General features: G+C 56.0%; 24 protein-coding genes. 10 read left to right on the forward strand and 14 right to left on the reverse strand.

The window, feature by feature from the left end:
• The 9 genes from Q1A34_RS20245 to Q1A34_RS20285 form a co-directional block, all read left to right on the forward strand.
• On the forward strand, positions 1-239 hold a 239-nt coding region (locus Q1A34_RS20245), incomplete at its 5' end, for a hypothetical protein (RefSeq protein WP_300038913.1).
• A gap of 343 nt (positions 240-582) precedes the next feature.
• Positions 583-1,167, forward strand: a complete 585-nt coding sequence (locus Q1A34_RS20250; RefSeq protein ID WP_300038916.1) for a helix-turn-helix domain-containing protein — start codon at positions 583-585, stop codon at positions 1,165-1,167.
• On the forward strand, positions 1,160-3,067 hold the full coding sequence (locus tag Q1A34_RS20255; protein ID WP_300038919.1) for a relaxase/mobilization nuclease domain-containing protein: 1,908 nt from the start codon (positions 1,160-1,162) through the stop codon (positions 3,065-3,067). Before Q1A34_RS20250 ends, Q1A34_RS20255 begins: the two co-directional genes overlap by 8 nt.
• Positions 3,067-4,989: a type IV secretory system conjugative DNA transfer family protein gene (locus tag Q1A34_RS20260; RefSeq protein WP_300038922.1), complete on the forward strand. Its 1,923-nt coding sequence runs from the start codon at positions 3,067-3,069 to the stop codon at positions 4,987-4,989. The genes Q1A34_RS20255 and Q1A34_RS20260 overlap by 1 nt, the downstream gene beginning before the upstream one ends.
• Positions 4,990-5,185: 196 nt before the next feature.
• Positions 5,186-6,271 carry a DNA sulfur modification protein DndB gene (gene dndB / locus Q1A34_RS20265; protein WP_299784345.1) on the forward strand — a complete coding sequence of 362 codons (1,086 nt, stop codon included), beginning with the start codon at positions 5,186-5,188 and terminating at the stop codon, positions 6,269-6,271.
• Positions 6,268-7,716, forward strand: coding sequence for a DNA phosphorothioation system sulfurtransferase DndC (gene dndC, locus Q1A34_RS20270; RefSeq protein ID WP_299784343.1), 1,449 nt, complete (start codon positions 6,268-6,270; stop codon positions 7,714-7,716). The genes dndB and dndC overlap by 4 nt, the downstream gene beginning before the upstream one ends.
• Entirely contained in the window at positions 7,713-9,653 is a 1,941-nt protein-coding gene (gene dndD / locus Q1A34_RS20275; protein ID WP_299784341.1) for a DNA sulfur modification protein DndD, read from the forward strand. The genes dndC and dndD overlap by 4 nt, the downstream gene beginning before the upstream one ends.
• The gene (dndE, locus tag Q1A34_RS20280; protein ID WP_299784339.1) at positions 9,653-10,030 is read left to right on the forward strand and encodes a DNA sulfur modification protein DndE; all 378 of its coding nucleotides are present in this window, start codon (positions 9,653-9,655) and stop codon (positions 10,028-10,030) included. The genes dndD and dndE overlap by 1 nt, the downstream gene beginning before the upstream one ends.
• On the forward strand, positions 10,027-11,199 hold the full coding sequence (locus tag Q1A34_RS20285; protein WP_300038925.1) for a cysteine desulfurase family protein: 1,173 nt from the start codon (positions 10,027-10,029) through the stop codon (positions 11,197-11,199). Before dndE ends, Q1A34_RS20285 begins: the two co-directional genes overlap by 4 nt.
• Before the next feature lie 2 nt (positions 11,200-11,201).
• Here the strand turns inward: Q1A34_RS20285 and Q1A34_RS20290 are convergent, their stop codons facing one another.
• The 6 genes from Q1A34_RS20290 to Q1A34_RS20315 all read right to left on the reverse strand — a co-directional run bounded on the left by Q1A34_RS20290 (position 11,202) and on the right by Q1A34_RS20315 (position 18,826).
• On the reverse strand, positions 11,202-13,028 hold the full coding sequence (locus tag Q1A34_RS20290) for a DUF262 domain-containing HNH endonuclease family protein (RefSeq protein ID WP_300038928.1): 1,827 nt from the start codon (positions 13,026-13,028) through the stop codon (positions 11,202-11,204).
• Between the two features lie 6 nt (positions 13,029-13,034).
• On the reverse strand, positions 13,035-13,559 hold the full coding sequence (locus Q1A34_RS20295; protein WP_300038931.1) for a hypothetical protein: 525 nt from the start codon (positions 13,557-13,559) through the stop codon (positions 13,035-13,037).
• Positions 13,556-15,487, reverse strand: coding sequence for a hypothetical protein (locus Q1A34_RS20300; RefSeq protein ID WP_300038933.1), 1,932 nt, complete (start codon positions 15,485-15,487; stop codon positions 13,556-13,558). The genes Q1A34_RS20295 and Q1A34_RS20300 overlap by 4 nt, the downstream gene beginning before the upstream one ends.
• Entirely contained in the window at positions 15,474-15,680 is a 207-nt protein-coding gene (locus Q1A34_RS20305; protein WP_299784329.1) for a hypothetical protein, read from the reverse strand. The genes Q1A34_RS20300 and Q1A34_RS20305 overlap by 14 nt, the downstream gene beginning before the upstream one ends.
• A complete protein-coding gene (locus Q1A34_RS20310; protein ID WP_299784327.1) occupies positions 15,677-17,569 on the reverse strand; it encodes a DEAD/DEAH box helicase family protein in 1,893 nt (630 codons plus the stop codon). Before Q1A34_RS20310 ends, Q1A34_RS20305 begins: the two co-directional genes overlap by 4 nt.
• Before the next feature lie 108 nt (positions 17,570-17,677).
• A complete protein-coding gene (locus Q1A34_RS20315; protein WP_300038936.1) occupies positions 17,678-18,826 on the reverse strand; it encodes a bifunctional 2-polyprenyl-6-hydroxyphenol methylase/3-demethylubiquinol 3-O-methyltransferase UbiG in 1,149 nt (382 codons plus the stop codon).
• Between the two features lie 23 nt (positions 18,827-18,849).
• Here Q1A34_RS20315 and Q1A34_RS20320 point away from each other — a divergent pair, with 23 nt between their 5' ends.
• Positions 18,850-19,443, forward strand: a complete 594-nt coding sequence (locus Q1A34_RS20320; RefSeq protein ID WP_299784323.1) for a DUF4007 family protein — start codon at positions 18,850-18,852, stop codon at positions 19,441-19,443.
• A gap of 111 nt (positions 19,444-19,554) precedes the next feature.
• Here the strand turns inward: Q1A34_RS20320 and Q1A34_RS20325 are convergent, their stop codons facing one another.
• The 8 genes from Q1A34_RS20325 to Q1A34_RS20360 are packed head-to-tail and all read right to left on the reverse strand — an operon-like array spanning position 19,555 to position 26,642.
• The gene (locus tag Q1A34_RS20325) at positions 19,555-20,541 is read right to left on the reverse strand and encodes an ATPase, T2SS/T4P/T4SS family (protein ID WP_300038939.1); all 987 of its coding nucleotides are present in this window, start codon (positions 20,539-20,541) and stop codon (positions 19,555-19,557) included.
• Positions 20,538-21,959, reverse strand: a complete 1,422-nt coding sequence (locus Q1A34_RS20330; RefSeq protein ID WP_300038942.1) for a TrbI/VirB10 family protein — start codon at positions 21,957-21,959, stop codon at positions 20,538-20,540. Before Q1A34_RS20330 ends, Q1A34_RS20325 begins: the two co-directional genes overlap by 4 nt.
• Positions 21,960-21,962: 3 nt before the next feature.
• The gene (locus Q1A34_RS20335; protein WP_300038945.1) at positions 21,963-22,694 is read right to left on the reverse strand and encodes a TrbG/VirB9 family P-type conjugative transfer protein; all 732 of its coding nucleotides are present in this window, start codon (positions 22,692-22,694) and stop codon (positions 21,963-21,965) included.
• Between the two features lie 3 nt (positions 22,695-22,697).
• Positions 22,698-23,363 (reverse strand): virB8 family protein, encoded by a 666-nt coding sequence (locus Q1A34_RS20340; RefSeq protein WP_263845720.1) that lies wholly within the window; start codon positions 23,361-23,363, stop codon positions 22,698-22,700.
• Complete coding sequence (locus tag Q1A34_RS20345) at positions 23,360-24,373, reverse strand: type IV secretion system protein (protein WP_300038948.1); 1,014 nt, start codon at positions 24,371-24,373, stop codon at positions 23,360-23,362. Before Q1A34_RS20345 ends, Q1A34_RS20340 begins: the two co-directional genes overlap by 4 nt.
• On the reverse strand, positions 24,374-24,769 hold the full coding sequence (locus Q1A34_RS20350) for a hypothetical protein (RefSeq protein WP_227364355.1): 396 nt from the start codon (positions 24,767-24,769) through the stop codon (positions 24,374-24,376).
• Positions 24,766-25,539 carry a type IV secretion system protein gene (locus tag Q1A34_RS20355; protein ID WP_300038952.1) on the reverse strand — a complete coding sequence of 258 codons (774 nt, stop codon included), beginning with the start codon at positions 25,537-25,539 and terminating at the stop codon, positions 24,766-24,768. Before Q1A34_RS20355 ends, Q1A34_RS20350 begins: the two co-directional genes overlap by 4 nt.
• The gene (locus Q1A34_RS20360; protein ID WP_300038955.1) at positions 25,536-26,642 is read right to left on the reverse strand and encodes a lytic transglycosylase domain-containing protein; all 1,107 of its coding nucleotides are present in this window, start codon (positions 26,640-26,642) and stop codon (positions 25,536-25,538) included. The genes Q1A34_RS20355 and Q1A34_RS20360 overlap by 4 nt, the downstream gene beginning before the upstream one ends.
• Positions 26,643-26,767: the final 125 nt, after the last annotated feature.

A 26,767-nucleotide genomic window follows, 5' to 3' on the forward strand; every position in this document is an offset into this window, starting at 1 on the left:
GGGATCGTCGCATGAGCACCAATATCCGCAGAGATCACGTCAGCGCCTTCGAGGCGCTGACGTCCGGTCGTTTCGAAAACTTCGCGCTCTTCTCCTGTTTCGTGGACGGAGCGCCGGCCTCGGCTATCGTCGCCGTAACAGCACCTGAAGACGCAGGCGGCGAATATGTCATCACGCCGCTCTTCGTCAGCGTGACCGACACGATGGTGGTCACTGACCACGGAGGAAGACCGGCCTGACATTGTCTTGCGGGCCGCTCCGGTGACCCGCCAAGCACCAGCGCGACACGCCGGACTTTTTCCTGAATAGACGCGTGTCGCCCGCATTTCTTCTTCCCGCAGTAGTGGTCCCGCATCGATGGCGCCACGGTGCGATTGCTTTGCACTTGGGCTCAGCGTGAGTGCGGGCTTCGGGCCGTGCTAGACTGATCTCGACGACTCGGCAGCATTTTGCGCAGTGACAGGATGCGCAAAATGATAAATTGCGCAGATTCACGAATTGATGTATCCGTGAGGATGAAATGAGAGGGACGTTGGCAGGATATGCCAAATGTCTGCGACTTTTGTCCGAGGGGTCTGAGACGTGAAACCGGGACGCCCAAAACGCCTGAAACTGGAAGAGCGGATCGAACTTGCGCGGCGCTATCATGCCGGGGAAACGCCGAAGGTTCTGGCAGAGGCCTACGGTGTGTCGCGACGACACGTGACCCGGCTTGCCAAAGAGGAGCGGGGCGAAGGACAGGAGGTTCGAGACCCTTCGGTCACGGTGAGTTTCCGCGCGGCGACCTCTGAAATGGCCGACTTCGATACGGCTTGGCACGCCCGTGGCTTTACGAGCCGCAGCCAGGCCTTGCAGGCGGTTGTGCGGGCGCGGTGTGGGCTGCTTGATCTGATGCGAGAAGATCTCCGGGCGTTCTCGGAGACGTTGCGGCAGGCACAAGACCTTGCAGACAGCGGCCGCATTCTGGCGAAGGCGGTGCAACGCGGAAAGCTGACGCTGTCGCCGGAGAACCGTGCGACGCTTGTCGCGCTGCATGATCTCGCGCAGCGCACCTATCGCGATCTGGCCGCGCTGAAAGCGTCGGCCTGTCAGCGACGGGGCGTGGGGTGGGACGCGGCGGATCCCGAGGCGTCAGACGTGCATGAGGAGTTGGTGGACCATGTCTGAGCCGCTCGCCCTCTATCACGCCGTCATGGGCAAGCTCTGGGAGACGGAGCGCATCCAGGGTCAGCGTCAGGCGCGCATAGACACGCGGCTGGCAGTGCGGCGGCAGGGTCGCAGTTACCAGCGCGTGGGCCGGGCCTCGCCGCGCAATCTGCTGAAGTCGGTTATGCCGGAGAGCAGCGCCGCGGTGTTCAAGCGGATCAGGGCAGGGGGGTGCAAGACGAAGCAGAGCCTTGGCAACCAGCTGTCTTACGTGAACGACAAGGCGGTTTACACCTACGCGACGATGACCAACCCGCTGACGGCTGAGGCCGTGCTGACCGAGGCGCAGAAGGCGGAGATCGTGGAGGCCTGGGCGCAATCCTGGAGGGGCACGACGAAGCTCGGGTTTACCTCGCATATGCTGCTGTCGTTCCCGACCGACGTCACGGTGGATCAGGTACGCGAGATCACACTCGATTGGGCGGAGCATTTCTTCGAAAGCGGGGATTACGGCGATCAGTGGGACTACGTGCTCTCGGTGCATGATGACCGGGCCCACAAGCATGCGCATATCCTTCTAAACAACCGGGGCCTCGCCAACAGCACCTGGTTCTCCTGTTGGGCGGAGGGCGTGATGTCGCCGCAGTTGATGCGGGAAAAGCAGGCGGAGATCGCCGAACGCTACGGTGTGATACTGGAGGCCACGACCCGGCTCGAGCGCGGCATCTTCGAGAAGGCCCCAGGTATCGCAGAAATCTACCGGGCAAAGGACGAGGCGCGCCTGCCGCGCGAGATCGCACTGTCGCCCGAAGAGCGGGCCATAGCCAAGGCGCAGGTGATAGGGTTTGCCAAGGACTACCGCAATCTGGCCGATGTGCTGGATCGCATGGATCAGAAACACCTGGCCTACGCGATGCGCCGCATGGCGGCCTCAATCGGCTCGGACACGACCTACAGATTCACCGCAGGAGAGATCGATATGGAGACAATTCGAACGGTCGGTGAGGCCATCGACTATGCCGAGAAAACCATCGAAGCGCTACGGCTCAAGGCAGAAGAACTTGATGCCACCGAACGCCCGGGATTTGAGACCAAGGCGGCGGGTGTCGTTCGTGATCTCTCGCAGATGGTGCCGGACCCTGATCTGCGCGCCCGGTTCGGGCGTGACTTGACCGAGTCCTATCCGCCAGGAGCCGGAGACGGGCGCTTGAGTGCTGCGTTCTCATCGGGCAAGGACCCTGTCCTCGAGGCCCTGAAGGCGGATGCCGCAAGGGCCGGTCTCGATCCGCAAGAGATGGCTGCCCGGATCGAAGCTGGTGGGACGATGAACTATGGGCTTGCTCAGGATTGGGTGGACCGCGACATGGCGGCGGTTCTGGCCAAGGATGGCATCGATCTCGCTCAGGCCAGCGACGATCAACAAGATCGCGCGTTGGAAACAGTCGATCGGTTCATGGACCGATTGCTGGAGCGCGCGAAGGAGCTCGGCATAGCGACGGGTCTGTCGCGCGCATCGGACGATTTGCAGGTGATCGATGACGAGGACCGTGGGCCAAACCCGTATCTGCAGGACCTCGCGGACATGTTGCGCGACGGAAGCCTGTCAGAGGCTCAGGAAGAGACCGTGGAACGCACGCTGAAGGCCGAACTCTTCAAGGAGCTGGGCGAGGAGGGACTTGGGGAGCTGCGGCGCGGCAATTACGAGGTGCTGGCAGAGGTGCTTCCCAACCGGATCGATCAGATCACGGTTACGCAGGAATTCCTCGAGCTGACCCACGAGGAGACCGGTGATCAGGTCTTTACCGACCGCGCCTCCGCTTTGCAGCAGGACAAGGTTGAGGCGTTGGCCCGGGACACCCAACTCGAGATGCAGCGGGGCAGGGGGCTATCGCGCGATCTCGACGATGAGATCAGCTTCTGATGAGCACCCGGCTTCCTCTCTGGGCTGCCGTGCCAGTCGGGACTCTCTGTGGAACGGCACTCGGCACGATCGCGGCGAGCTTCTATCTCGCACTGGCGTTGAGAACGGGGTTTGCCGAGTTTGACATGTTTGCCGTCTGGACGGCGAGCGCGGGTCTGCGCGCGGCGCATCCCGAGGCATTCAAGGTTGCGTTCGGCGCCGTTGGCTTCGGGGCCATTGGACTGGCGGTTCTGGCCTTCAGCTGGACCTGGGCGCAGGACCGGGATGATTACGGGTCCGCACATTGGCAGACCAGACGTGAACTCAAGGCGAACGGCATGCTCCAGACACCGGGATCCGGGTTTGTCTGCGGCAAGCTGGGAAAGCCCGCGTCAAAGGCGCCCTACATCTCTGCGAGCGACATACCGCATGTAATGATGGTGGCCCCGACCCGGGCCGGGAAGGGCGTGGGCTTCGTGATCCCGAACCTTTTGTCTTTCGCAGGTTCGGTCGTGGTTCTGGATGTGAAGGGCGAGAATTTCGAGAAGACGGCAAGGCTGAGGGCGCTCAACGGCGATGAGGTCTTTCGCTTCAGCCCGTTCGATTGGGCGAATAGTTCGCATCGCTACAACCCGCTCGCGCGGATCGCGGCCGCCCCCAGTTTCGCCCAGCAGTTCACAGAAGTCTCGATCCTGGCGGACCTCTTCCTCGACAAGGACAACAAGACACTCGACACCTTCTCCGAGGCAGGCAAATCGATATTCGTCGCGGCCTGCCTTCTGGCGATCCAACGCGGCAGACCGACACTGGGCGAGGTCAACAAGATCGTCACCGGCGGGGATTACAAGAACGCACAGTACAGTGCCTATGCGGAAGAGGCGAGGGAAGCGACGGTGCGCGAGCTTTGGATCAACGCGGCCAGCGCGTCGTCGCGGCTGCTGACGTCCAACATCCAGGCTTTGATGACGGCCGGTCTGAAGCAGTGGGACAACCCGGCGGTCCGTACGGCAACCGATGCAAGCGACTTCGAGTTCGCGAACTTCAGGAAAAAACCGCACGCGCTCTACATCGTGGTGTCAGAAGATCACATCGCGACGCTGGCACCGCTCCTGCGGCTCATGTTCGCGGATCTCATTGCCAGTTTGCGGCAGAACGAGCCGGGTCCCTACGAGCCGTGGCCGGTCATGATGATGATCGACGAGTTCCAGCAAATGGGCGCGATGCCTTATCTCGAGCGGGCGATCCATTCGCTCGCCGCCTATGGCGGGCGCGTCGCGATAATTGCGCAGTCGTTGGCCTCGCTCGATCGCATCTACGGACCCGAGGGGCGCGAAAGCCTTGAGAACGGCGCAGGGCTCAAGCTCTACATAACGCCTCGCGACCAGCGTACCGTTCGCGAGGTCTCGGCGGCCGTCGGCAGCACCACCCGGGAGGCGGTGACCCGCATGTATGGTCGCAACAAGGGCATTTTGGGCGCGACCTCGACGACTTCTCGTCTTGAGGAACGTCCACTTCTCTCCGAGACCGAGGCACGCACCATGGATCCCGATGAGGTGATCATCCTGGCCTCACCTCAGCACCCGATCCGTGCACAGCGCATCAAATACTTCGAGGATTCCTTTTTCATCAATCTGTCAGATCGTCAGGCGGGCCGCGATTTTCCATATCCCCCACGTGTTGATGGCGTAGGGCCCTGGTTAGAAGACCCGAATCCCGCTCCTCCTGCACCCCATCCCGAGTCTTTCGAATCCACTGCAACAAGCGAGCGTGCACGCCGACGGCAATCGCGGTCCATGCAGACGCAAATGAATGAATACGCCGCCGGTGAGCTGCGTCCGGAAACCTTGGATCGGGAGGACCCGGTCCCAGAAAAGTGGGAGCAAGTCTTCCGCGAGCAAGGTGACTTCATCGACGAACTGCTCGGGGACGAAATTGGACAATAGCCTCTGATAAATGCATCGCTCATCAGTCAGAGTAGCCAACTGCACTTCTGTATCGGAAATGATCCCCGTTGCATGCTCATGATGCCATGTGATGCGGCAAGAAAACTACCCTTCTTAGGCTCGCAGAGCTCACGATTTAGACCTGCGTATAGACTTCCACACTAACGTCCGTTAACTTCCAGCCTAGGAGGTAGCGATGGCAAACGAGCTGACATTCGAGGCGATCCGGGGCGTTCAGTCTCGTACTGCGTACTACACTGTTATGGTCCCCATGAAAATGGTGCCGAGGCTGTTCATTTTCGACGGCGATGATCTGCCGCCTGACCTGCGTGCCCAACGGGTGCTTTCAAAGGCAAGGGTACCTCAGATCGCAAATTACCTTGCTGAGAATTGGGACAATTACATCCTTTCCTCGCTTTGCGCTTCAGTTGATGGGGACCTGACATTCACCGCAGCGGGCAACGATGGGGCACTGAAGAACGTTGGTACGCTCAGCTTTGCGATGGATGCGCGGATCATTCTAAATGACGGCCAACACCGCAGAGCGGCAATTGAAGATGCGTTGAAGACAAGGCCAGCCTTGGAAAATGAAACGATATCAGTTGTGATCTTTGCGGACCGTGGACTTGAGCGAAGTCAACAGATGTTTGCAGATTTAAATATGAACGCCGTTCGCCCATCAAATTCGCTGAATATTCTATACGACAAAAGGGATCCGCTCGCCGGACTATCCGTCGACGTGTTTCGAATTGTGCCATTCTTTAATCGGTTTTTAGAGCTTGAGAAAAAATCACTCTCAAACCGAACAACCAAGCTCTACACATTGTCCAGTTTGCAGCAGGCACATGAATGGATGGTTGGTCCAGCAGGAGACAGATTTGGCGAGGAAACGCTCGATCTCGTGGTACAATTCTGGAATGCGCTCTACGACGTTTTGGACGACTGGCAAAGACTGGATGGCGGAAGCTTGAACGCGCATGATCTTCGGCAAAACACGGTGCACTCCCACGGCGTTTTGCTGCAAGCCTTCGGCGTCCTCGGGGGAACCTTGATTGATGCCTATCCTCAGGAATGGCCTGAGAAGCTAAAGTCGCTTTCTTCCTTGGATTGGTCGAGACGAAATGCGGAACTCTGGGAAGGCAAAGTCATGAACGACGCACGCATGAATGGCCAGCGCAGGAGCGTTCTTCTTGGAGCGGCTGTCTTGTTCGAAACTATTGGATTGCCATTGGAAGCAAGAATGAAGGCGGCCATGGAAGCGCAAGGTCAGGTCGCGGCATGAGTAGAGAAAAAAAGGCGACCGAACCTGACGCAGCGCTTACGTTCGATGCACTCGAAGAACGGATTCGCGTTGCCTATTGCAACGACAAGCGCCCTTGGGTGATCGGCTACAGTGGTGGAAAGGACTCGACCTGCGCATTGCAGATGATATGGCGCGCACTGCAGGCACTACCGAAATCCGAACGCGAAAAACCAATCTATGTCTTGAGCTCTGATACGCTGGTCGAAACACCCGTTATTGTGGACTATATCGATAGTGCACTCACGCGCATAAACGACGCAGCGAAAGCACAGGGCATGCCGGTTTCGGCTCACAAGGTTGTGCCTGATGTAAATGATAGCTTCTGGGTCAACCTAATAGGACGCGGCTATCCGGCTCCATCACGTCGCTTCCGGTGGTGCACTGAACGACTTAAGATAGACCCTGCCAATGCATTCATAAAAAGCCGCGTCGCAGAGTTTGGCGAAGTTGTTATGGTGCTTGGTGTTCGCAGCGCTGAAAGCGCAACACGCGCGCAAGTAATGGCGCTTCACCGGCTGGAGGGGAGTCTGTTTTCGCGGCATTCGTCGCTCTTGGGTGCGTATGTTTTCACACCGATTGAGGCGCTCTCGGTTGATGACGTTTGGGACTATATCCTGCAAACGCCGTCACCGTGGGGAGCTGACAATCGTCAGCTTCTCAAGATGTATCGCAACGCTCAGGCGGGTGAGTGCCCGCTGGTGGTCGATAAAAACACCGAAAGCTGCGGCAACTCCCGGTTTGGTTGCTGGGTATGCACTGTCGTCACAAAGGACAAAGCAATGGAGGCGATGGTCGACAACGGCGAGGAATGGCTCGAACCGCTCTTGGACGTTAGAGACTTCCTGGCGGAGACGCTGGATCCAGAGCGCAAGAAAGTCGTGCGAGATTTCCGCAGGCGCACTGGGAAGATAACGCTCAATCGCTCAGGCGATGGGTTGATACCCGGGCCCTACAAACGCGATTTCCGCCAAGAGGTGCTCAAAAGGTTGTTGGAAGCACAGAGGGAGGCGGCGAATCTCGTCACAGATGAGCCTGCTCCGACGCTGATCCATGAAGCAGAAATCCACGAGATTCAGCGCATTTGGCGACGTGAGTTGGGTGATTGGGCCAATAGTGCCTATCAGATTGTAAAGGATGTGCTCGGTAAAGAACTCCATGCGCACGAAGCCGACGACTTCGAGTTTTCGTCCGCCGATGGCGACATTTTGCGCCAAGTTTGCCAGGAACACGATCTTCCAATCCAAATGATGGGCGAACTGCTGGATGCCGAACGTTCGGTTCAGGGCATGCGTCGCAGGTCATCGATCCACACGCGCATTGCAAGCATCCTTGAAAAGGAATGGCGCTCGGAGGACGAAGTTCTGGCAAATTTGGCTGCCGAGCTGGAAGAAGAAGGCGCGGCAAACGAGGCGCCGAACTTATGAGATTTCGTGAGTTAGTCCTTGAGAACGTCGGTCTGTATGACGGTTGCCACACGTTCGACCTTGAGACGGTGCCGGCTGAGGGTGCCAATGTGGTTGCCATCTTGGGGCATAATGGCGGCGGAAAAACCACCTTCCTCGATGCAATCCGGCTCGTATTGTACGGTCGCAGAGCGCTTGGCCCACGCACTGCACAATCAACATATGAAGAGCATCTGTTAAGAAAAATCAGTGCGACAGCGGCAACGCGCGAGGCCGCCATCACGCTGTCATTCGTTCGCGTGGAGAATGGTCAACAAGTCAACTACACGGTCAAACGCGCTTGGTCATCCCGCGGAAAATCCGTGGTCGAAACACTTGACCTTATTAGGGAAGGCCACCCGATCTCTGACCTGGAACGGGCTGAATATGCGCAATACGTCGAAGAACTTGTGCCTCCCGGTCTTTCACAGTTGTTCTTTTTTGATGGCGAGAAGATACAAGAGATCGCGGATGACGATGGCAGCCTCGGGCTGAGAGATGCGATCCGATCGCTTCTGGGATTGGACATTATCGACCAGCTGCAGACAGACCTGACTGTCTATACTAGTCGGCGAGCAGACCAGGATTCATCTGGTAATATTGATCGCCTCCTGTCCGAGCAGGAGCGCCTCAGACAAGAGCTTGCAACCCAACAGGATCTTCGCGCCGAACTGCAAAGCAAATGCGATCAAGCCGCGCGACGGGTGGAGCGATCCGAGGCCGCTTATCGCAACGAAGGTGGTCGGCAGGCACTGTCGCGCGAAGACGTCCTGACCAAACTTCGAAGCGCAGAGATAGACCAGTCCGAGTTGAGCACGCAACTGAAGCGCGCGGCCAACGATCTGTTGCCGCTAGGTTTAGCGCCCACATTGGTACAGCATTTTTACCAAACCTGTACTGAGGCGCGGCAGGGCACTCACGCGATCGCGATTCGCGCCTTCATTGATGCGTTTGAGCGGCAATCAAGCATACCCAACGAGAAAGGCAACATCTGGTCCAGTCAGCATTTTGATGATTTGCGTGCTGTGACGAAGGGAGATGCAGGAGGGCAGGGACCACGTCTGTTGGCAGAACCAGATTGGATTTTGCGGCGTCTGGACTGTCTGACTGATGGGCGGCAGGAAGAAGTAACAAGCTTGGCCGACAGGTTTGACAGAAACAGAGAGCTTCGCGCCAAGTTAAAAAGGGAGCTCGAGGGGTTCGACACGGGACAAGCCGAACAAGCGCTTTCCGCTTTGAAAGAGGCTGAGCGCACCCTTGGGGGTTTGGAACGTGATCTGCAGTTCTGCGACGAAGGAATAGATCGGCTTTTGCGTGATATTGAAGCGATAGAGCGCAAGTTCAGGTCGGAGGAAGCTGCTCTGAAGAAATTGGCTCAAGAAGAGCGCGGGATCGCTCTCGCGGTGCGCGCGCAAACCGCACTTTCTTCTTTTGGAGTTGCGCTCCTCGAGGACAGGATCAGCAGATTAAAGGCCGAGTTCGTTGACTGTTTCAACCGATTGAGCCGCAAGAAATCATTGGTTTCTAGCGTCGAAATCGACCCGGCGGATTTTAGCGTGAGCCTGATTGGCAGTGATGGAATAACAATCGAGAAGAACAGCTTATCTGCAGGAGAACGGCAGATTTATGCGATTTCCATGCTTTGGGCTTTGGGAAAGACAAGCGGCCGTCAACTGCCGATCGTGATCGACACCCCTTTCTCAAGGCTTGACCAAAGCCACCGATTGGCAATTGTTCGAGACTATCTGCCAACTGCAAGCCATCAGGTAATCTTGCTTTGCACCGATACGGAAATGACTCCCTCCCTAGCCAAGTCCCTCGGAGCGCATGTAGCACGGACCTACAAGCTTGAGGCGACCGCGGAAGCAAGACGCACGACACTTTTTCCGGTTGGCGATCTTTCAGCGGAACTAGTCTGATGCATTTTACAAAGCTCAGAGTATCAACTGAGGCAACTGGCCGTCTCCGTATGTTGCGTCAACGCAGCGGCCTCACACCGAACCTCCTGTGCCGGATGGCTCTGACCGCCTCACTCGAGACAGGACCAGTTGGCGACATGGTTCCACCGGAGGAAAATGGGCAGGAATTTAACGCCTATACGCTCTTTGGATCCGACCAACCGATATTCCTTTCAATGCTGATACTTGTCGAGCAAGGGCAAAGCGGAGCAGAATTAGATGACGAAGACCTAATGCGACGCCTGAGATGCCATATCGACCGCGGCATTGGTTACATCGCAATTCGCATAAACTCGCCAGCTGATGCAGCAAGGCTTCTGGCAGGAGATGCGGCATGACTCCCGGGTCAATTTATCTTGATCACAACGCCTCAACGCCAGTCGATGAGATGGTGATTGATCGTGTTGTTGACGCCATGCGCGAATTGACAGGCAACCCCTCGGCAATAGACCACCCTGATGGCGCAGCCGCAGCCGCAGCCATCGAACGCGCGCGCGAACATATCGCGAAGGGAATTGGCGCAAGACCGGCCGACATAGTCTTTGTAAGCGGCGCAACCGAGGCGAACAATCTCGCCATCAAAGGTGTGGTCGCCAGTCCGCGCCGATTGGACAACCAACGCATTATCACGGTCGCAACAGAACACCCTTCTGTGCTTGAAGCGGCAAAACATTCAAGTCCAGCCGAAGACGTGATCGTCCTTTCAGTGGACGTACAGGGCAGGATTGATTTGGACCGCCTCGAGGCAGAACTCAAAAAAGGGGTGGCACTCGTAAGCTGTATGGCCGCCAACAACGAGACCGGCGTGCGCCACCCGCTTTCAGAAATTGGGTATTTGTGTGAGCGATACGGTGCTCTGTTTCACAGCGATCTGACACAGTTGATAGCCTACGAGAAGATCGACGTTCAAGACGCAAACATCCACCTTGCAAGCCTATCTGGTCACAAAATGTATGGTCCCAAGGGAATTGGGGTCCTCTATTGTCGTCGGCGCCGCCCGCATGTGGCGCTTGAGCCGATCAACCGGGGAGGGGGTCAGGAGCGAGGACTTCGCTCTGGAACGCTCAACACAGCCGGGATTGTTGGGCTTGGGGCGGCTTTTGAATTGCGACAATCCCGCCTCGGCGATGCTGAGAGCATCAATGACCTGAGGGATAAGCTGGAGCGCCGACTTGTAGAAGAAACGGGGGCATGGGTGAATGGGAATGAAGCATCTCGAATTCCCAATTCTCTGAATCTTTCGATCCCATCGGTTGAGCCCTTTGCGCTGATGCGACGTCTGACCGACCAGATCACCTTTTCAAGCTCCAGCGCTTGTTCGACGCAATCAGTAGAGGACTCTCATGTCCTTGAGGCCATGTTTGGTGCAGGAACGGAGCGTACAAAAAACGCGTTTCGACTGGGCTTGGGCTATGGCACGACCGACGAACAGATTGAGACAACGGCTGAACTGTTCATTCAAGCGGTTGCTGACATCAGGCGGGGCCGCGTTGGCAGCGCGGCCTGAACTCAAAACGTTAAATCAAATACTCTCATCGCTTGATCTCGCAATGCGTCTTGTCGCGCGATGGCCTGTTCGGCCCCCCATTTATCCTCCTCGGCGATGTTCTGATTGATCGACAGGCGAGAACCTTGAAGGACCGGCTTCTTGTCAACGAAAGGCCTGTTTCCGGCACGATCATTCTCATCTTGGCTGAGCAAGGTAAGGTTTCCAAGTTTATGCAAGTGAGGTAGCATTTCTGCCCCTGCCTCTTCAGGGTTCTGCGGACTGATATGCTCCAGGGTCATTGCGCGGATATCGATCGGTACATTGGGCGCATGAACGGTTGGTCGACCGTTCGCCTGGCCATCATACCACGCCGACATGAATTCGCTCATGGCTAGAATGTACTTCAACTCTTTCTTGTGTCGCTCGTACTCGAGCCCATCTAATTGACGCTCCATCGCCTCTCTGGTCGCGTATCTATCTAGAAGATCCGTCAAAATCGCTTCGACTTCGGGCAATCGATAGTCAGCTGGCGATGTGTTCAGAAGTGTAATAATGGGCCCCATCCTGCGATCGTATTCCGCAATCCGCGCGCGCGCCAAGACCCCATACCGGAATGCAAACCGCTCCAAAACACAAAGCAGTCGCTCGCGATGATCGGCATTGAGGCTTCGCGATGCGTAGACCAGGGGGAGTATCCAGTGCTGCTTTAGGTCTCCTAGGGTGAATGCCAGTCGATGAGCCATGACCGGTGTCAATTGCAGACCCCCACCGGCGATGTCGCCACCGGTCAAAGCCTTCATCATTACCATGTCGGTCTTCAGGGTTTGCACACTCTGAAGAAGCGACCTTGCCTCTGCTGCACCGAGAAGATCACCGCTTGAAAGCTCCTCAAAATGCATCGCTTCAAACTCTGTTGATGTCCTCGCTGTGTTGAAGCGTTTTCCCGTACGAGTCTGATATGCCAATTGAAGATAGGTGTCGGGGTTTTCGGCAATGCCACCGATTTCCTTCCAAGCATCAGATAGCTCATCTCGCTCTGCTGGTTCCAGCCTTTGTTCTGCCCGTTCCATGGTGGTTGCCCGGAGAAGATCACAATCGCTGACGGGAAGACCTCTGTTGTTCAACACCCTGAAAATGAGGCTGGCGTGCTCCGGTGCATTAGCCTCAATATGAACGACTTCCCAGTCTTCGAGAGCACTGGCGTAGAATTGGTTCAGCGCATTGAATTCAAGCGCGGTGGACCCGGTCGCCTCGCGATGCCCCTGAAGCATTGCAAAACATGCGTCAAACGCAGCCTTTAGCAGGTAGTGAGATTGAGCTACTTCTTCTACATGATCGCCTCGCAACAATGCTTTGAAATAGGCGTCATCGGTCTCATTCAAGGTCAGGGGATAAACGTCCCTGGCCTCCATGAAATCGAGATCTCTGCTCATGATGAAACGGAACTGGAGAGTTTCCGCCATTGTGCTCAAGGCGGTTCCGCGCTGTGCATCATCCGCACCAAACTCGGCCGCTGCCAGCAAACAGTGTTGCCGTAGCGCCGCCACGAAAAGGAGAAAAGTGGCAAACCGCTGCTGCCCGTCTATCACATCCCGTCGTGGGCGAACCAGACCGCCAGGGTCTCGAGGCGCGGTTACCACGGATCCAAAAAAGTGTCGCTCACGTTCACCGTTGATACGCTTTTGCCAACACCTGCGAACATCGTCGATGAAGGCGTCTATCTGCTCATCCGTCCACTCATATGCACGTTGGTACGCTGGCACGCGAAAGAGAGTCATTCCGCCAAAAAGACCAGATACGGTAGTCGGTGTCGCGCGCTGGCAGAGTAGGTCCGAGACTCGTTCCATCAAAAGTTACTGCCCAGTTTCATTTTCGAGTAAAGCTTGGTAGCGAATTAAGAAATTTGACGGATCAGACGGCTTGGCGCCCATATTGCTACGAAGAAGCTCAAAGCCTCCCGCGGCATACAGATTCAGGATGTGCATGCCTTCCGGGGACAAGCGCGTAGGAGAGGCGACTTGAAGAAGCTTCGCGATCGACTTCTCAAGCTGTTGTTCGGAGTAATCTTCAGAATGAAGAGCAGTAACCTCTGCATCAACGAGCAAGCCTGCAATGTACTCGCGGTACGGCTCATATTCATTCGGATAGGTCTGAATGAATATGCCCGCCCGATCAAGCATCTCAGGAGAACCTGTTTTCCTGTAGGTGAGGCCCAGCATGAGTCCTGCATAATAGGCATCAAAGAGAATAAGCGAACCGCGCGCTGCATCTGACGATCTGGTTCTGCTGAACATTCTTTGATCGATGTAGCCAAAGTAGCCGCGTGCGGCTTCGTGGAGCACAAACCCACGTGCACGTGTGACCAGTTCAGAACTCATGAGGACACCGCTCCGCTTTGGAATTGGAAGAAGGTGCTCTTGCTTTCATCTATGAGAACGGATCCGTCAGCTTGATTGATTGAGGCAGTGACAAACTGCGTGTCTGTTCGTTTCTCAAACGAGTCTGCGAAACCTTCACGCTCACTGGAGATAACGAAGACAATTAATTGATCGAATATTTTGGGAATGAGAGCCCCAACGTTTTGCCGGAGAACAAGGTCCAGAGAGACTGCAGGGGAATCTACAATGAACGGCAAGCGCGCCGGGGCTTCTGCCAAAAGGGCTGTCAGAAATGCGTAGCACACCGCAAGTTTTTGGCCCTCGCTGGCGCTGTCTTTCGGGAGGTTTTCTTCATTCACCAAATGAAGGCGGCCATCGATCCTGGAAACACGAATGATCTCGCTATCCAAGATTTTTTCGAGTTGGGAGTTTGTTCGGTCTTTCACGAACACTTGTAGCCGTTCTTTCGCGAGCTTGCGAGCACGTTGAGTTGCACGAATTAACTTGTCCGCGGCTGTGAAGTATCGGTTATTGCCGCTAGCCATTTCGAAAGCCTTACGGCGCTTGCCTTCCTCTTCCTTGCATGCTGGAAGGTTTCTCTTCCAGTCAGCCTCGTATATCGAGATTGGTACCTCCGTCAAGAATTGCAGAGCCTGAGACTTCCGCGCTTGCTCTGCCTGAAGTGCTTCTCGCTCGGATGTAAGCCTTTCGACCTCCTCCATGCCTGCTTCTGCCTTCTCGATATCCAGCCTCGCGCGTTCCTGAGCTATGCTGGTCAAACGATCCTCAGCTTCACTAAGGTCATTGACGACGGCAGAAAACCAACGGCGGTCGAATCCGTCTTTGAGCTTGTACTTAATATCGTTAATGACTTGGACTTGCTCATCACCAAGATGATCGTCTGCGTGTGAGAGAATGTATTTCCGCTTTGCCTCATCGATCTCTTCACCGCATATACAATTTTTCTTGGTAGCGAGCTCCTCAAAGAACGATTTTGACGAGCGCGGAAGCCGCCTAGTTTCCAATGTGTTGTTGAGTGTTGTAAGTCTTTCTCCAACACGGGAATGAAGGCTTAGCGGCAATCTGAAACTTGAAACCGCTTCGGTTGCGAAACGCGAAATATCATTTCTCGCCTTTTGGTCACGATCTTCGATGTCTTTTTGACGATTCTTAAATGCTTGATCCTCGAGGCCGAGCTCTTCGAGGCGGTCCGTTATCTCTGCGGTCCGACGGTCGATCTTCGCAAGAGATCGATCCAAGCCGTCCTTCTCTTGCGTGAGTTTCGCAAGTATCTCTTTGGCCTCTTCATACTCACGTTCAAGCCGATTGACCGCCGATTGCTCAGATGCGGTGGTGATATTCTTATTCAGCTTTTTTCGATTCTCTTTGAGGACACCAATTTTGTTCACCAGGTCTTCAAAAGCATCGGTCTTGTAAAGGGCTTCAATAGCTCTGTCCGCAGCAGCAGCACCGTCCTTAAGCATGTTTTGCGCAAGTTCGCCGTCGAACACAAACAGCTCGATACTTCTCTCAAGAGCGTCCGCCAATGCGGGGTCGACTGTACTCAGCAGGTGCCCATTCTGCCGTCCGGCTTCGACGGTGGTTGTGTAGAAATAGTGTCGCCCCATCTCGAAATCGCATTCGAGCCGAATGGATAGCCGTTCGCCATAGACTGATAAGTGAAGTTCAAAGTGTCCCTCCTTTGTCGTTCGGTCAGCCTGAAGTGAGGAGATCGACAGCGAAGGATCTAGTTGACCCGTAAGCGCTGAGCGCAAAAGAGCCATCGTTGTCGTTTTGCCGGTTCCGTTTGGCATCTGAACTAAGACATGACGATACTTGTCCGGTTTTAGGGCAATTTTTGCATCGCGCAAATAGCCACGAAGCCCCTTTGCATTCCAGCCAAGAAGAAGAACGTTATTGCTTGTCACTCAAACTGTCCTCTTCAAGTATGACGTCAATTGTGTTTTCGATCCTGTGAGTGGGCGGCATGACATCCAGCGTTGAAATCAGCAGTCGCTCAGTCGATGTCTGAGCTGTGACGCTCACCGAGACGCCTTGCGCCGCTTCGGCAATCGCAAGTGCGATTTCTTCGCTCGCGGTTCTCTTTTTTGGACTCGTCACTGTTCTTCCTTTCGCGTTGCGCTAAGGCTCCGCAGCCAGTCATATCGCTTTACGTCTGTGCTGTCGCTATCGTCATCACAGCCAAAGTCTACAAAGTCTAGCACATGCGCGCGTTTCTCCTCGTTGTTGGGATCTGTACGCAGGCAACGACCAAGCCTCTGAATTGTTTCCAGTTTCGCCCGGGCTGAAGAAAACAGAACGATGTTCTTGACGGACTTAATGTCAATGCCTTCTGATAGCCGGTGGCAACTTACCAGACAGTCCAGTCGCCCGTTCGCAAAATCCAACAAGCGCTGCGCTTCATCACCTTCGTAATATGTTCCGAACACAATTCCTGCATCCATAAGAAGTCTTTGCACAAGCTCACCGTATTTGCGTGTTTCTACAAAGATCAGGGAGCGTTCATAGAGCTCTGGTTTGCTCGTGAGATGCTCATTGAAAGGTTCCAACTTCTCTATCGTAACCTTTCGCACACGAGAAATGTCACGATAGAGTGCTTCGTCGCTCACGACTTCACCTGACGCCCTACGGGCATGGTGGCGCTTGATGATTTTCCGGATTTCGGCCCGATCGTCATCCGACAATTCATACTCTAATGCCGTGTAATCAAATTCGCACAAAATACCGCGTTGAATAGCATCTTCAATTTCAAACTTGAAAATGATGGGGCCGACTTCGTTCTCAATGAAATCGTTTCCAGCTTGATCATACTCCCTTTCAGGGGTCGCACTCAGCCCTAACCGGTAGCTGAGTGGTGACACCAGACCAGAAAGCGTGGTCACCTGTGCCGGCGATCCAAATCCATGAACTTCATCACATACAATCAGCGTTCTCTCTGCTGTCCCTTCAACACTCGAAAGAAACTCCGGCAAGTGGTGCTGCGAAACAAGGAGTAGCCTTCTGCCGCGGCTCGCAACAAACCGCGCTCCTTCGTGATGCGAGCCAAATTGCCGATAGACCCTGCAGTTGCAGTCCGTGACAAGCGCCTGAAACCATTGTTCTAGGAGGTCGTTGCCGCGCATGGTCACGATGACAGTATCGACCAGATCGCGAGTTGTGAGCTTGTCTATGATCCGTAGTGCTGTCCGGGTTTTACCGGTGCCGGTTGCCATTTCGAGCACGCCGTTCTTCTCTGCTAGAAACCTTTCAACTGCCTCATCTTGGTGGCGCCATCTTGTGTCTTTGAGGACCTTTGCTTTCGAATCGCTTTTTGGCCGGTAGAACTGAGCGATATTCCGACGTATAGCCTCGGGGATATCGAAGCATTGGACATTCGGATCAATGTTGTTCCACAGTCTTTCAAAGCGGTTTCGATGGGACTGAACACGTGACGCGTCGCGCGCGTCAGCCCAACTCAAGAAAACATCTAAGCTCTCGAAATTGCGCCTGCCTTGCTCGGTTTCGTTCTGAGAACCGTGGAAGACAACCGCTTCATCCTCACTATCACGAAATATGCCAAGTTTGGGATGGTAGTCTCCACTCAACTTGCCTGTCGTTATAGCAATACGGATGGTCAGAAGCTTTTCCGCGATCATGTATGATAGTGTCTGAACAGGCTTGGAACTTGCGCTTTTTTCGAGCTCATCAACTTCGTCTCTAAGTGCCTGAAGCAGGACGTCGTCTTGGATTGCGTCCGCACCCTGTTTGATCGCTGCCCAATCTTCGGGCTTGAGCTTTGGACTGGTGATCAGCCGCATCTTGCCGCCGTTCCCCGCAAACTCTGCTATGCCGCTTGAAACACGTTGAAGCCAACTCGACGTAAAGTACCCGACACCTCGATCATAGAACACTGAGTGAGCAAGGCATGGATTCATTAACACCTGATCGATGTCATCTAGAGATGTATCCACATCTGAAGGAAAGGTCAGAGATCTTAAAGACTTGCTCATGAAACGATGGTGCAACATGCACACGCAACATGGAAGTCAGATGTGTCTTTCTTGTGCTTTTTCCCTAGCCCAGCACGGCCACGTTATGGGCTATTCAGAGCCGATTGATCAAGTTTTGCTCTCAGTCGATAGCAGGACGCTTTGCCAGGTGATCTCGTCGCGGCCGAGGAGGTCAGGGCGTGTTTCAAGGTATTGTATCTGGAAGCCGTTACTTCCTGCCAGTTCAGTCAGCTCATCCAAAGATACTTCAAAAATTGAGCGTGCCGCGTCTGCCGGACCAAGACGGAGGGTGATGTAGACAAAACCGCTAGGCTTCAACAACGAAGCAATCGCAGAAACAGCGGCCGGGCGGTCCTCCTCGGAGATATGCATCCAAACTGCGCTCAGAACGATGATATCAAACCTCCTTGTATGGCTGCTAATGATGTCCAACCCGGGCAAGGCGTCGCGGACCCATTGAATGGAGCTGTCTTTGTGGGCGTGGCGGGCGATCTGAAGCATGGAGCTCGACGGTTCTGCTGCAACAACCCGATGGCCGAGCAAAGCGAGCCAAGCCGAGTCTCGGCCTGTTCCGGCACCTACATCAAGAATATCCACCCGCGCGCCTGCAAAGCCTTCCTTGAGGATCTTCGCGAGACCCGGGTGCGCAGCATCCGCCGAGATGCCTTCATAGCTGTCGGCCAAGTCCAACGCGTGTTGGTCATAATATGCGGATGCCGGAGTTTTCGTCATAGGATTCGCGACCCGAGACCAATCAATTTGAAAACATGTCATGACCAGCAGGCTAAAGCTGGTAAAACACGCGAGGAGGAGCATCGACTGGAATGACCGGCGCACAACCAGAGGTCTGTTGTACCAGCAATCGCCCTTGGCTGAAACAAAGTTTGCGGGTGAACGGGTTTCTAACCAGTTGAGCGTCTGCTCTATCACGTAGCGCAGACGCTGAATCACCAAAAACAAACAGGCATTGCCGACAGTTGCCAGGAACAACAGCGCAACTTGAAAGAATGGTGAACCATCTACTTTGGACACCCCGAACCATAATCCACCTGTCAGCGTCATGGAGATGAGTGGAATTTGCCACATCTGGTGGTTGAGGGCGCGAAAGGTTTGGTGGTTCTGCTCGAACGCCAGAGCGCTCAGATCAAGCTCTGGCGAACTTTGCTCCTCTGTCATTTTTTCTTCCTCTTGAATATGCTCGCCTTCGCGATGGCATGGTTGCTGGGCACTGGCATTGAGTGCTTCGATTGTCGTCAAGTCTTAATACGGAGGATCAATGGGTGACTGTATTTTTTCACGGTAATTTTGGATTGAACAGAGAGCGCATGTCTCGTATCTTGGCTAACGCACTCAAACAGCCAACGCTTCGCGACAAAGAGCTTGCAGAGCCCTTCAGATACGGCGCGCCATTTGCTTCCGCGTATCGTTCATGGCTGCATAAATCTGGTGTCATTGAGCTAAGATTTCCGATTGTTTTGACACGCTTTGGAGAGGTTCTTCGCGAGAAGGACCCTGAGTTCCGCAAGGTGCCTACGCTTTGGTTCATTCACCAACAGTTGACAGCGGATCCCGAACGCGCTGAGGCATGGCATTTTTTCATGGGCGAGTTTCGATCTATGTGGACCCAGTTTTCGGTTGCTGACCTGCGAAACGGATTGGTTATGAAGCTTAGCGCGCATGATGCAAAACACTTTGGACCTCAAAGCATGATGATACCGGTCATCGTACGTAAGCTTCTGGAATGCTATACATCCGATGCAGGGCTGGGGCCTCTAGGATTGCTCGAATGTCATTCGGACGAAACTTATGAGTTCTCGAAAAAAGAAGCAGACAAAGCGCTGTCAACACCCCAGAGCTTAGCTGAGGCATATTAAACAATAGCAGGCCATGCTCACCACTTTGCCATCCGCAGAAAGCTTGACAACATTCGTACGAAAAACTCAATCGTGAAAAAAGAATCTCCGAAATTTTGCAGTTTGGTTTAATCAGCGTGTCCCAACAACCAGGACCTCTGAGACGCCGCGTTTACCGCTGTCGCGTCCTAGCTGAACAATGACATCTATCGACCGTCGGATGTAGCTCTGTACCTCGGCGAAGGTTAAAGGTGTCCCGGCCTGCAAGACCATGATCGCCAACCGGTCTATCGCAAGCTCAGCGGTTTCGGCGTGGATTGTTGTCACCGATCCGCCGTGACCCGTGTTGATGGCTTCCAGATATGTCAGCGCTTCAGCACCGCGCAACTCGCCCACAACGATGCGGTCCGGGCGCATGCGCAAACTCGCCTGTAGCAGAGCATTTGTTGACCGCTGCGATGTCGGAACGCGTTCAGCCAGCAGGCAAACGGTGTTTGGCTGACCAGGGAAAAGCTCGAAGGCGTCTTCAATGGTGATGAGCCTCTCGTCGTCCGGAACCGATTTCAGCAGATGCCTTGCGAAGGTGGTTTTGCCGGTGGACGTCCCACCGCTGACCAAAAGATTCAAACGATGGCGGACGAGCGACGACAAGGCTCTGGAGAGGTCGCTCTTTGCAATTTCCTCGACTTCTGAGAGCCTCGATTGCCGCCGGTCATCGAGCGAGACCGGCTTCCCGAACAGATACTCAGGATCGAAGGTTGTCTGGCCACCAACGCCAAATAGTCGAATGGAGATCGCAGCACCGTGTTCTACCGCGGGTGGCACAACAACCTGGATGCGTAGCGGGCGCTCAAGGTAGTCGATCTTACCTGAAACCAAAGGCGACTTCTGCGACACGCGCGCGCGCGCATCACCAACCAATGTGGCAGCCAGATTTGCTGCTGCGGCCACCTCGACAGTGCGGTCAATTTTCTCCATGGCGTGGGCACCTTGGCGTTCGATCCAGACATTACCATCCGGGTTGATCGCCAACTCAATGATGTCGTCCCGCAGGATCAAATCGCGATAGGGTTCTAGGTATTGCTCGAGATACGAGGAGGGGAGGGACGCTTCGCTCAATAGATCACGATGTCCCTATCGACCAGTACGGTTACCATGGCCCCCTGGTCGACGTAGATGGTTGGCGAGATCGAGACCTGATCGGCGATCACCGAACTTGTCGCGTCTTCGAGATCACTGCCGACCTCCTCCAGAACCTCGCGGGTCACTTCGTCTTCCGTGGAATTGGCGGCGACTGCGGGGGCCGCGCCGATAATCGATATCAGAGCAGCTCCTCCAAAGCGTTCGTCGAACTTCGTATCCACCAAACCGGTCAGGCCAGAGCGTCCGAGTCGATCACCCCCGACTGAGGCGATCTGCATGGATGTACCGTCCGGCGTGAGGACGCGCGTCCATAGAATGAGGATGCGCTTCTGGTTCACTTCCACACCAGATCGATATTGCCCGAACAATCGCGAGCCTCGCGGGAGCAGTACTGCGTCGCCGGAAAACGCATAGACAGGTTCCGCGACGACCGCGACAACGTTTCCGGGCAGATCACTGTTGATGGCCGTTTGCAGTGCCGCCTGTATGACGGACCCTTGCGCGAGAGTGCGTTCGGGTCGCTCCATCTGCGCCGCCTCATCGATTTCAAGCGGCCGCGCCGCGCCTCTGAGATAGGCTTCGTTTTCATTCAGTGGGATATCTGCGCCTGGTGCGCCGTTCTGCAGGCCGCTGGCGTTTGGTGCCGTGACCGATGATCCTGTCGAATAGACCACGGCAGGAGACTGGATCTGGGCCCTCAATAGTTGTTCGGCCTGCTGTTCGGCCTCGCGGCGCTTTTGTTCCTCTTCCTGTCTGCGACGTTCCTCGAGAAGCTGTTGGTCGCGGATCAGGGCGTCATTGGCGCGTTCCCCTTCAAGGGCTTCGCGTTGCGCGCGTTCCGCCTCCAGAAGACTCTGAAGAGAGTTCAGCCGGGTCTCGCTGTCGCGTTCTAGGGCCGCGAGTTGTTCATCTCGCTCCGCGACAGCGGCTTCGAGGGCTTGTGCTTGATCTGCGAAAGCACTGCGCAGTTCGGTAACGGCTGACTGAATCTCGGCGTTTCGCTCGGCTTGAGTAACGGCGAGTGCTTCACGAAGCTCAGCCAGTTCGGCGAGGATATCTACGCTTGGCTCAGCCGCGGGCGGGATCGGCTCGGGGGCCTCAAGGGCTTCTTCCACAGCGATAAGGGCATCGTTCACGCGCTGGTCCGCTTCATCGGCAGGAAATTCCAGCCGACCACCATTTGAGAGACCGTCATTCTGAAACGGCTCGACATCCGAAGTCTCTAGTTGGTCTGGATCCGCTTGCCAGTCAGTCGCCAGGAAATACGCAACGCCCGCACTGCCGAGGCCGAGAGCGAGCGCCAGGGCAGTGACACCGAATCCCGATCTGGGTTTGGAGCGTTTTGCCTTGCTGAATGTATCCAGCCGGTTCTTCAGGTTGGGATCATCCGACATGGCTCAGTTGCTCACGTATATCGCGGAGGTGTCTCGGTAGATGCAGAGCGCTTCTTCACCCAGCCGCAGTGTCCAGAAGTCGTTGACACCGGAGACGCGGACGGTGTTGCCGTTCTGGGTCCAATTGACCGTGCGCTCGCGACCGCGGTTGTCAGCCTTGAAGATCGCGGGTTGCCGTCCACTTTCGGGAAAACTGAAGTAGGTAAACCGACCGTCGTCATAGACCGTGGCCGGGCGAAAGTCGCCTTCGCCGGCGATCTTGTAGTTGTAGTTGCGCGGCGCCTCGAACCCTTTGGGCTGTGCGTTCGTCAGTGTGGCAAGGCGCTCTTCGCCCGGGTAGCGAAACCGCACTTCGAAGAACATGCCCGTGCGACCTGGAATCGAGCCTTCCCGGAGATGGAATGCATAGCTGCGACGGTTGGTGATCACGGTCATGTTGGTCGAAGCATTTTGGACATGCGGCTTGATCGTCAGCACATTGCCAAGCTCGGGAATTGGATCGACCTGAAAGCTTTCGGTGTCTCCCACGATTACAGCCTCGAACCGCTCCCCGTCTCCAAACTGGATCGTGGTCGAGTGCCGCAGATCCGTCTCGATACGGAACACCTGCTGCTCGTCGTAGACCGCATATCGTATGCGGATATCTTTCGGCCCACCCTGAGGCGTCGCTTCCGAAAGCACTTGAGAAGGTGCAAGAGCCAAAAGCAAACAGGGCAGGGCGGTGCGCAGCTTCATCACTCAGTTCTCCAACGTTTCGGCGTCGACACGATAAGACGTGACGACAAACCCGAGCGGGTTGGCCCAGACCTGCTGCAACCGCTGACGGGTTTCCGGGCGAAACTCGTAGCGCAGCGTAGCGACGTAGGGCCGTGTCACAGTCCTGTTGTCACGGGGTTTTCGAAGCGTTTTCGTGAACCGCACCTGCGCCACCCCGGGTTCGACCTGGTTCACAGACCGGATGACCACATCGATTTTCGCGTCCCGTCCATAGACTGAGATCGGATAGTCAGGATTGGTTGAAGACCAAAGATCGCGAAGCGTGCGTGCGGCGTCTTCGTCGGATCTTTGCAGGACCGAATTGATCCGTTCTTCACCGTCGGTCAGGTCGTAGGTTTCGCGATCATCCACGTAGGCGACCAGATTAGCCTGAATGATCGCATCACTTTCGTCGAGGCTGAGCGCCTCGACAGCGGCAACACGGTCCATTTCGCCGGTTTCCTTGTCGACGACGACCACGAAGGTCTCGACCGTCTTGAGCGGGAACAAAGCAACGGCTCCCACGAAACCGACCAAACCGATGATCACACCAGCAGCGGCGACAAAGTAGGCAAAACGCTCGCGCCTGCGTGGCCCAAAGATGAAGTCGGCCTCGAAAGCGTCCTGATCGAACTCCGCGCGGGTCATGTCTTGCGAAAGGATTTTGTCAGCGCGAGCGCGGCTGCAGGCGTCCGGCGGATCAATTCGTTGCTCTTCGTGGCCGCACCGCTCACTTCGCGTCGTAGCTCGTACGGCGTTCTGCCGGTCAAGATGCGTCCTGCACCACCCGCGCCATACTCTCCAGCGTTGACTACGCCGCGTCGCGCCAATCCCGTCAGGCCGATCGCATTCGAGGCGATGCCCATGACACCTGTGAGGTTGGATGCGATGAACGGGACGGCGGCCATCACGCCAGCTGAAAGGAGCAAGATCACGAGGAACGGCAGGATCAGGCTGACCGTTTCGACGTTGTCCGGGTCGGCGGAGGCGTCGCCAATAGACTCAGCGATGGCGACGATGATCCCGGCGGCTCCGGCAGCGGCCACAGGCATCAAGGCATAGCCGATGGTTGCCCGTGTCCAGGCTTCGAAAAGCGATTGGGTCGGTTTGAAGAGCGACGTCAGGATCATGAACGGCGCGATGACGATCATCAGTGTGAAAACGATACGCGCGTAGGCGATGATCCCGGCGGTGACGGCTGCGAAGATGGCGGACAGAACGAAGAAAATCGCCCCGAGCACTGCGCCAAACACCCAGCCCGCACGGTCGCCGATGGCGTCACCATAGGCGGTGATCCGGTTCACCATGCTGTCGAGGCTTTCGTAGACTCCGGTTTCATCACCAGTGGCTGTCAAGGCAAGAATACGAGATCCGATTGCCTCTGGGACGTCCGAAACGATCCGGTAGATAACTTCAAAGTTTTCCCAACTCTGAGCGAAGATTCCAATCAAAGATATTTTCAATCCGAATGCGAATGCGCTGCCAAAAGTCATAGGGCGCAACTGCGTGACAACACTTATGCCAAGAATGATGAGAAGGAGCACAGAGCCAACGCCAAGCACGTCTCCGACTTGCCCGGCAGCCTCCACAAAACCGGCTTCAGCGACGGAATCGATTGCGTCATCGACCTGCTCAAGGATGTCTGTGATGATTCCCATTCAGTTACCGCAAATGTCGAGGAACTCCGCTTCCAGGCCATCGGCCTGGCTCCGCAGGTCGATCACATCGAAAGGCAGCTTTGGATTGTCTGAGGTCACATATTGTTTGGAAATGCGGACGACGAGTGACCAATCAATTTCGTTGAAGGGGCATCCACAAACATCAGATTGAATTGCCGTCTGGTATGCGTCGATGCGCAAGATCTCGCGATAACCATTCCTGACATAGGCAAACGAATCCAATTCTTTTGGCGGTCGCGGGGCCTTGCATTCTGTTTGGTCTTCGGTCGGTTGCGCCATGGTTTCGAACCCACCTTGGGAGGTTTGAGCGCTCAGCGTCAGCGGCAAGCAGACCAGCGCAAGCGCGGTCAGGGAAACGGGGCCCACTCGGATCATTTTGGCACCTCCATAGAGCGGAATTTTCGCTCCTCGGCGAGGGTTGCGGCATCAACAACACCCAACTGCCCGCCATTGACGCCGGCGGCGGCTTCCAGACGCCAGATCTGGGTGAGGATGATGCCGAGTTCGGCCGTCACGCGCGTGTTGAGATCGACCGCGGCTTTCAGACCGCCTTGGTCGTCGATCAGCCCCACCATGGTCTCAAGACGGCCAAGGCTTTCCCCGGCTTCGACATGGCTTTCCTGAGCGGCAACCGACAGCATCGCGCTGGACCCGGCTTGCGTCGCGATCCGATTGTCTGCGGGCTCACCGCTGGTCGCCAGGGATGTCAGGCGCGCTTGGGTGAACCCGCTGCCGGACAGAACCCGTTCAACGGCAGCATCCAGCTCCGCCCCCGGTCGAAAGCCGCTCAGGAAGTCACCGCTCGAAATGGCTTCAGCTGTCGCGAGTGGTGCTGTCAGCTTGCCACGGACCCTCTCGAACTCTTCGACGGTCGCAAAAAGCTGGCCCAATTCATTGCCATCGATGAGAGAGGCCAGTTGGCCCTCGAGGTTCAGAAGCTGGCTCAATTGCGTTTCCAACTCCTGCCGCATCGTCGCGAGCTGTTGCAGCTGGACATTCAGATCCTCTGCCATGTGTTCGAGCTGCAAGACCAATTGTCGAAGGTTTGAGTTGTCGAATGTCGGGACACCCTGGGCATCGGCTTGATCTGCGGGCGTGACGGCGAGAAGCGTGGCGAAGGCGGTGCCGAAGGTTTTTCCTTTCATCGGATGACTCCCATGCGCATGAAGTCGCGCTCAGAGAGCCGGTCCGCGGCCAGATGTTGGCCATGGGCTGCCTCGCGCTGACGGTTGGCAGCCATCAGACGAACGCGAAGGTTGAGGATGCGGCCTATTTCGGCCTTGGCGTAAGTATTGAGTTCGAAGGCCCGCTTGATGTCCGGCGTCTCGTCGATCTGCCGGATGATCGAGGCGAGCCGATTGATGACTTGCTCGGTCGTGGCGTGGCTATCGGCGGCGTAGTAAACACTGGCTTCTGAGATGCTGCTGTACTCCGCAAGCGCCAGGTCCGACGGCGAGAGCGTGCCGAGCGCATCCGCCCCACCAACAACGGCGAGATATTCGTTGTAGAACCGCGAGATATTCCTGACATATCCTTGGGTTTCGGCAAAGGGTGGCACGCCGCCATATTCATGGACCCGGCCAGGTCCGGCGTTATAGGCGGCAAGTGCATGCGGGATGTTTCCGAACGTGTTCAGCTGCGTCGTGATGTACCGCGCGCCGCCGCGGAGGTTGTCCATCACATCGTAGCGGTCGACGCCCATATCGGACGCTGTTCCCGGCATGAGCTGCGTCAGGCCATAGGCGCCCACGGGGCTTTGCGCGGTGACGCTGAACCGGCTTTCCTGTTTGATCAGCGCCTGGAAAAGGCAGCGCCACTGGGTGGCCGAAAGACCGGCCCGCCGCACTCCAGCCGCTCCGGCATATTCATCGGCCACCCGCACAATCATCATCTCGACGGTCTCGCGTCCCTCCCCGAAGAGGCGGCTGTCCATAGGGTGATTGGCGGCAACGGGGTAGACATCGCCCGCAGGGAAGTCCGCGTTTCCGTCCAGCGCGCGAATGTCGAGCCCTGGGCCGGTGAGTGCGGCTGACATCGCCTCCAGCACCCGAAGCTGATCGAATTGAACCGAGGAGAGCGTTTCGCCCGTGCCCAATTGGTCGCGCTGCGCCTCCATATCGTCCGCCAGTTTCGAGAGGATGGTGAAAAGCTGCCCAAGCCCTGCGTTGTCTTGCGTCGGCACACCTTGCGCATGGGCGAGGGGCGTCGAGCAGACCAGAATGGCAATGAGAGAGGCCGCTGGTTTCATGGGCTGCGCCCGATCGCTTCGAAGTCGCAGTCCTTAGTGCCTTGCGCCGCAAAGGAGAAAACTTCTGTACTGGCTCTGCTCACGGCAGGCGCGCCGTCGCGGCCAAAACACGGTGAGGTGGCATC

It is taken from the genome of uncultured Roseobacter sp. (assembly GCF_947491795.1).
In the GTDB taxonomy this organism is placed as follows: Bacteria; Pseudomonadota; Alphaproteobacteria; order Rhodobacterales; family Rhodobacteraceae; genus Roseobacter.

Coding starts and splice junctions, on each gene's coding strand:
- Q1A34_RS20335 (WP_300038945.1), bottom strand. CDS start 22,694: ATGAAGCTGCGCACCGCCCTGCCCTGTTTGCTTTTGGCTCTTGCACCT.
- dndB (WP_299784345.1), top strand. CDS start 5,186: ATGGCAAACGAGCTGACATTCGAGGCGATCCGGGGCGTTCAGTCTCGT.
- Q1A34_RS20285 (WP_300038925.1), top strand. CDS start 10,027: ATGACTCCCGGGTCAATTTATCTTGATCACAACGCCTCAACGCCAGTC.
- Q1A34_RS20355 (WP_300038952.1), bottom strand. CDS start 25,539: ATGAAAGGAAAAACCTTCGGCACCGCCTTCGCCACGCTTCTCGCCGTC.
- dndD (WP_299784341.1), top strand. CDS start 7,713: ATGAGATTTCGTGAGTTAGTCCTTGAGAACGTCGGTCTGTATGACGGT.
- Q1A34_RS20340 (WP_263845720.1), bottom strand. CDS start 23,363: ATGACCCGCGCGGAGTTCGATCAGGACGCTTTCGAGGCCGACTTCATC.
- Q1A34_RS20345 (WP_300038948.1), bottom strand. CDS start 24,373: ATGGGAATCATCACAGACATCCTTGAGCAGGTCGATGACGCAATCGAT.
- Q1A34_RS20330 (WP_300038942.1), bottom strand. CDS start 21,959: ATGTCGGATGATCCCAACCTGAAGAACCGGCTGGATACATTCAGCAAG.
- Q1A34_RS20260 (WP_300038922.1), top strand. CDS start 3,067: ATGAGCACCCGGCTTCCTCTCTGGGCTGCCGTGCCAGTCGGGACTCTC.
- Q1A34_RS20255 (WP_300038919.1), top strand. CDS start 1,160: ATGTCTGAGCCGCTCGCCCTCTATCACGCCGTCATGGGCAAGCTCTGG.
- Q1A34_RS20310 (WP_299784327.1), bottom strand. CDS start 17,569: ATGAGCAAGTCTTTAAGATCTCTGACCTTTCCTTCAGATGTGGATACA.
- Q1A34_RS20295 (WP_300038931.1), bottom strand. CDS start 13,559: ATGAGTTCTGAACTGGTCACACGTGCACGTGGGTTTGTGCTCCACGAA.
- Q1A34_RS20350 (WP_227364355.1), bottom strand. CDS start 24,769: ATGATCCGAGTGGGCCCCGTTTCCCTGACCGCGCTTGCGCTGGTCTGC.
- dndC (WP_299784343.1), top strand. CDS start 6,268: ATGAGTAGAGAAAAAAAGGCGACCGAACCTGACGCAGCGCTTACGTTC.
- dndE (WP_299784339.1), top strand. CDS start 9,653: ATGCATTTTACAAAGCTCAGAGTATCAACTGAGGCAACTGGCCGTCTC.
- Q1A34_RS20360 (WP_300038955.1), bottom strand. CDS start 26,642: ATGAAACCAGCGGCCTCTCTCATTGCCATTCTGGTCTGCTCGACGCCC.
- Q1A34_RS20290 (WP_300038928.1), bottom strand. CDS start 13,028: ATGGAACGAGTCTCGGACCTACTCTGCCAGCGCGCGACACCGACTACC.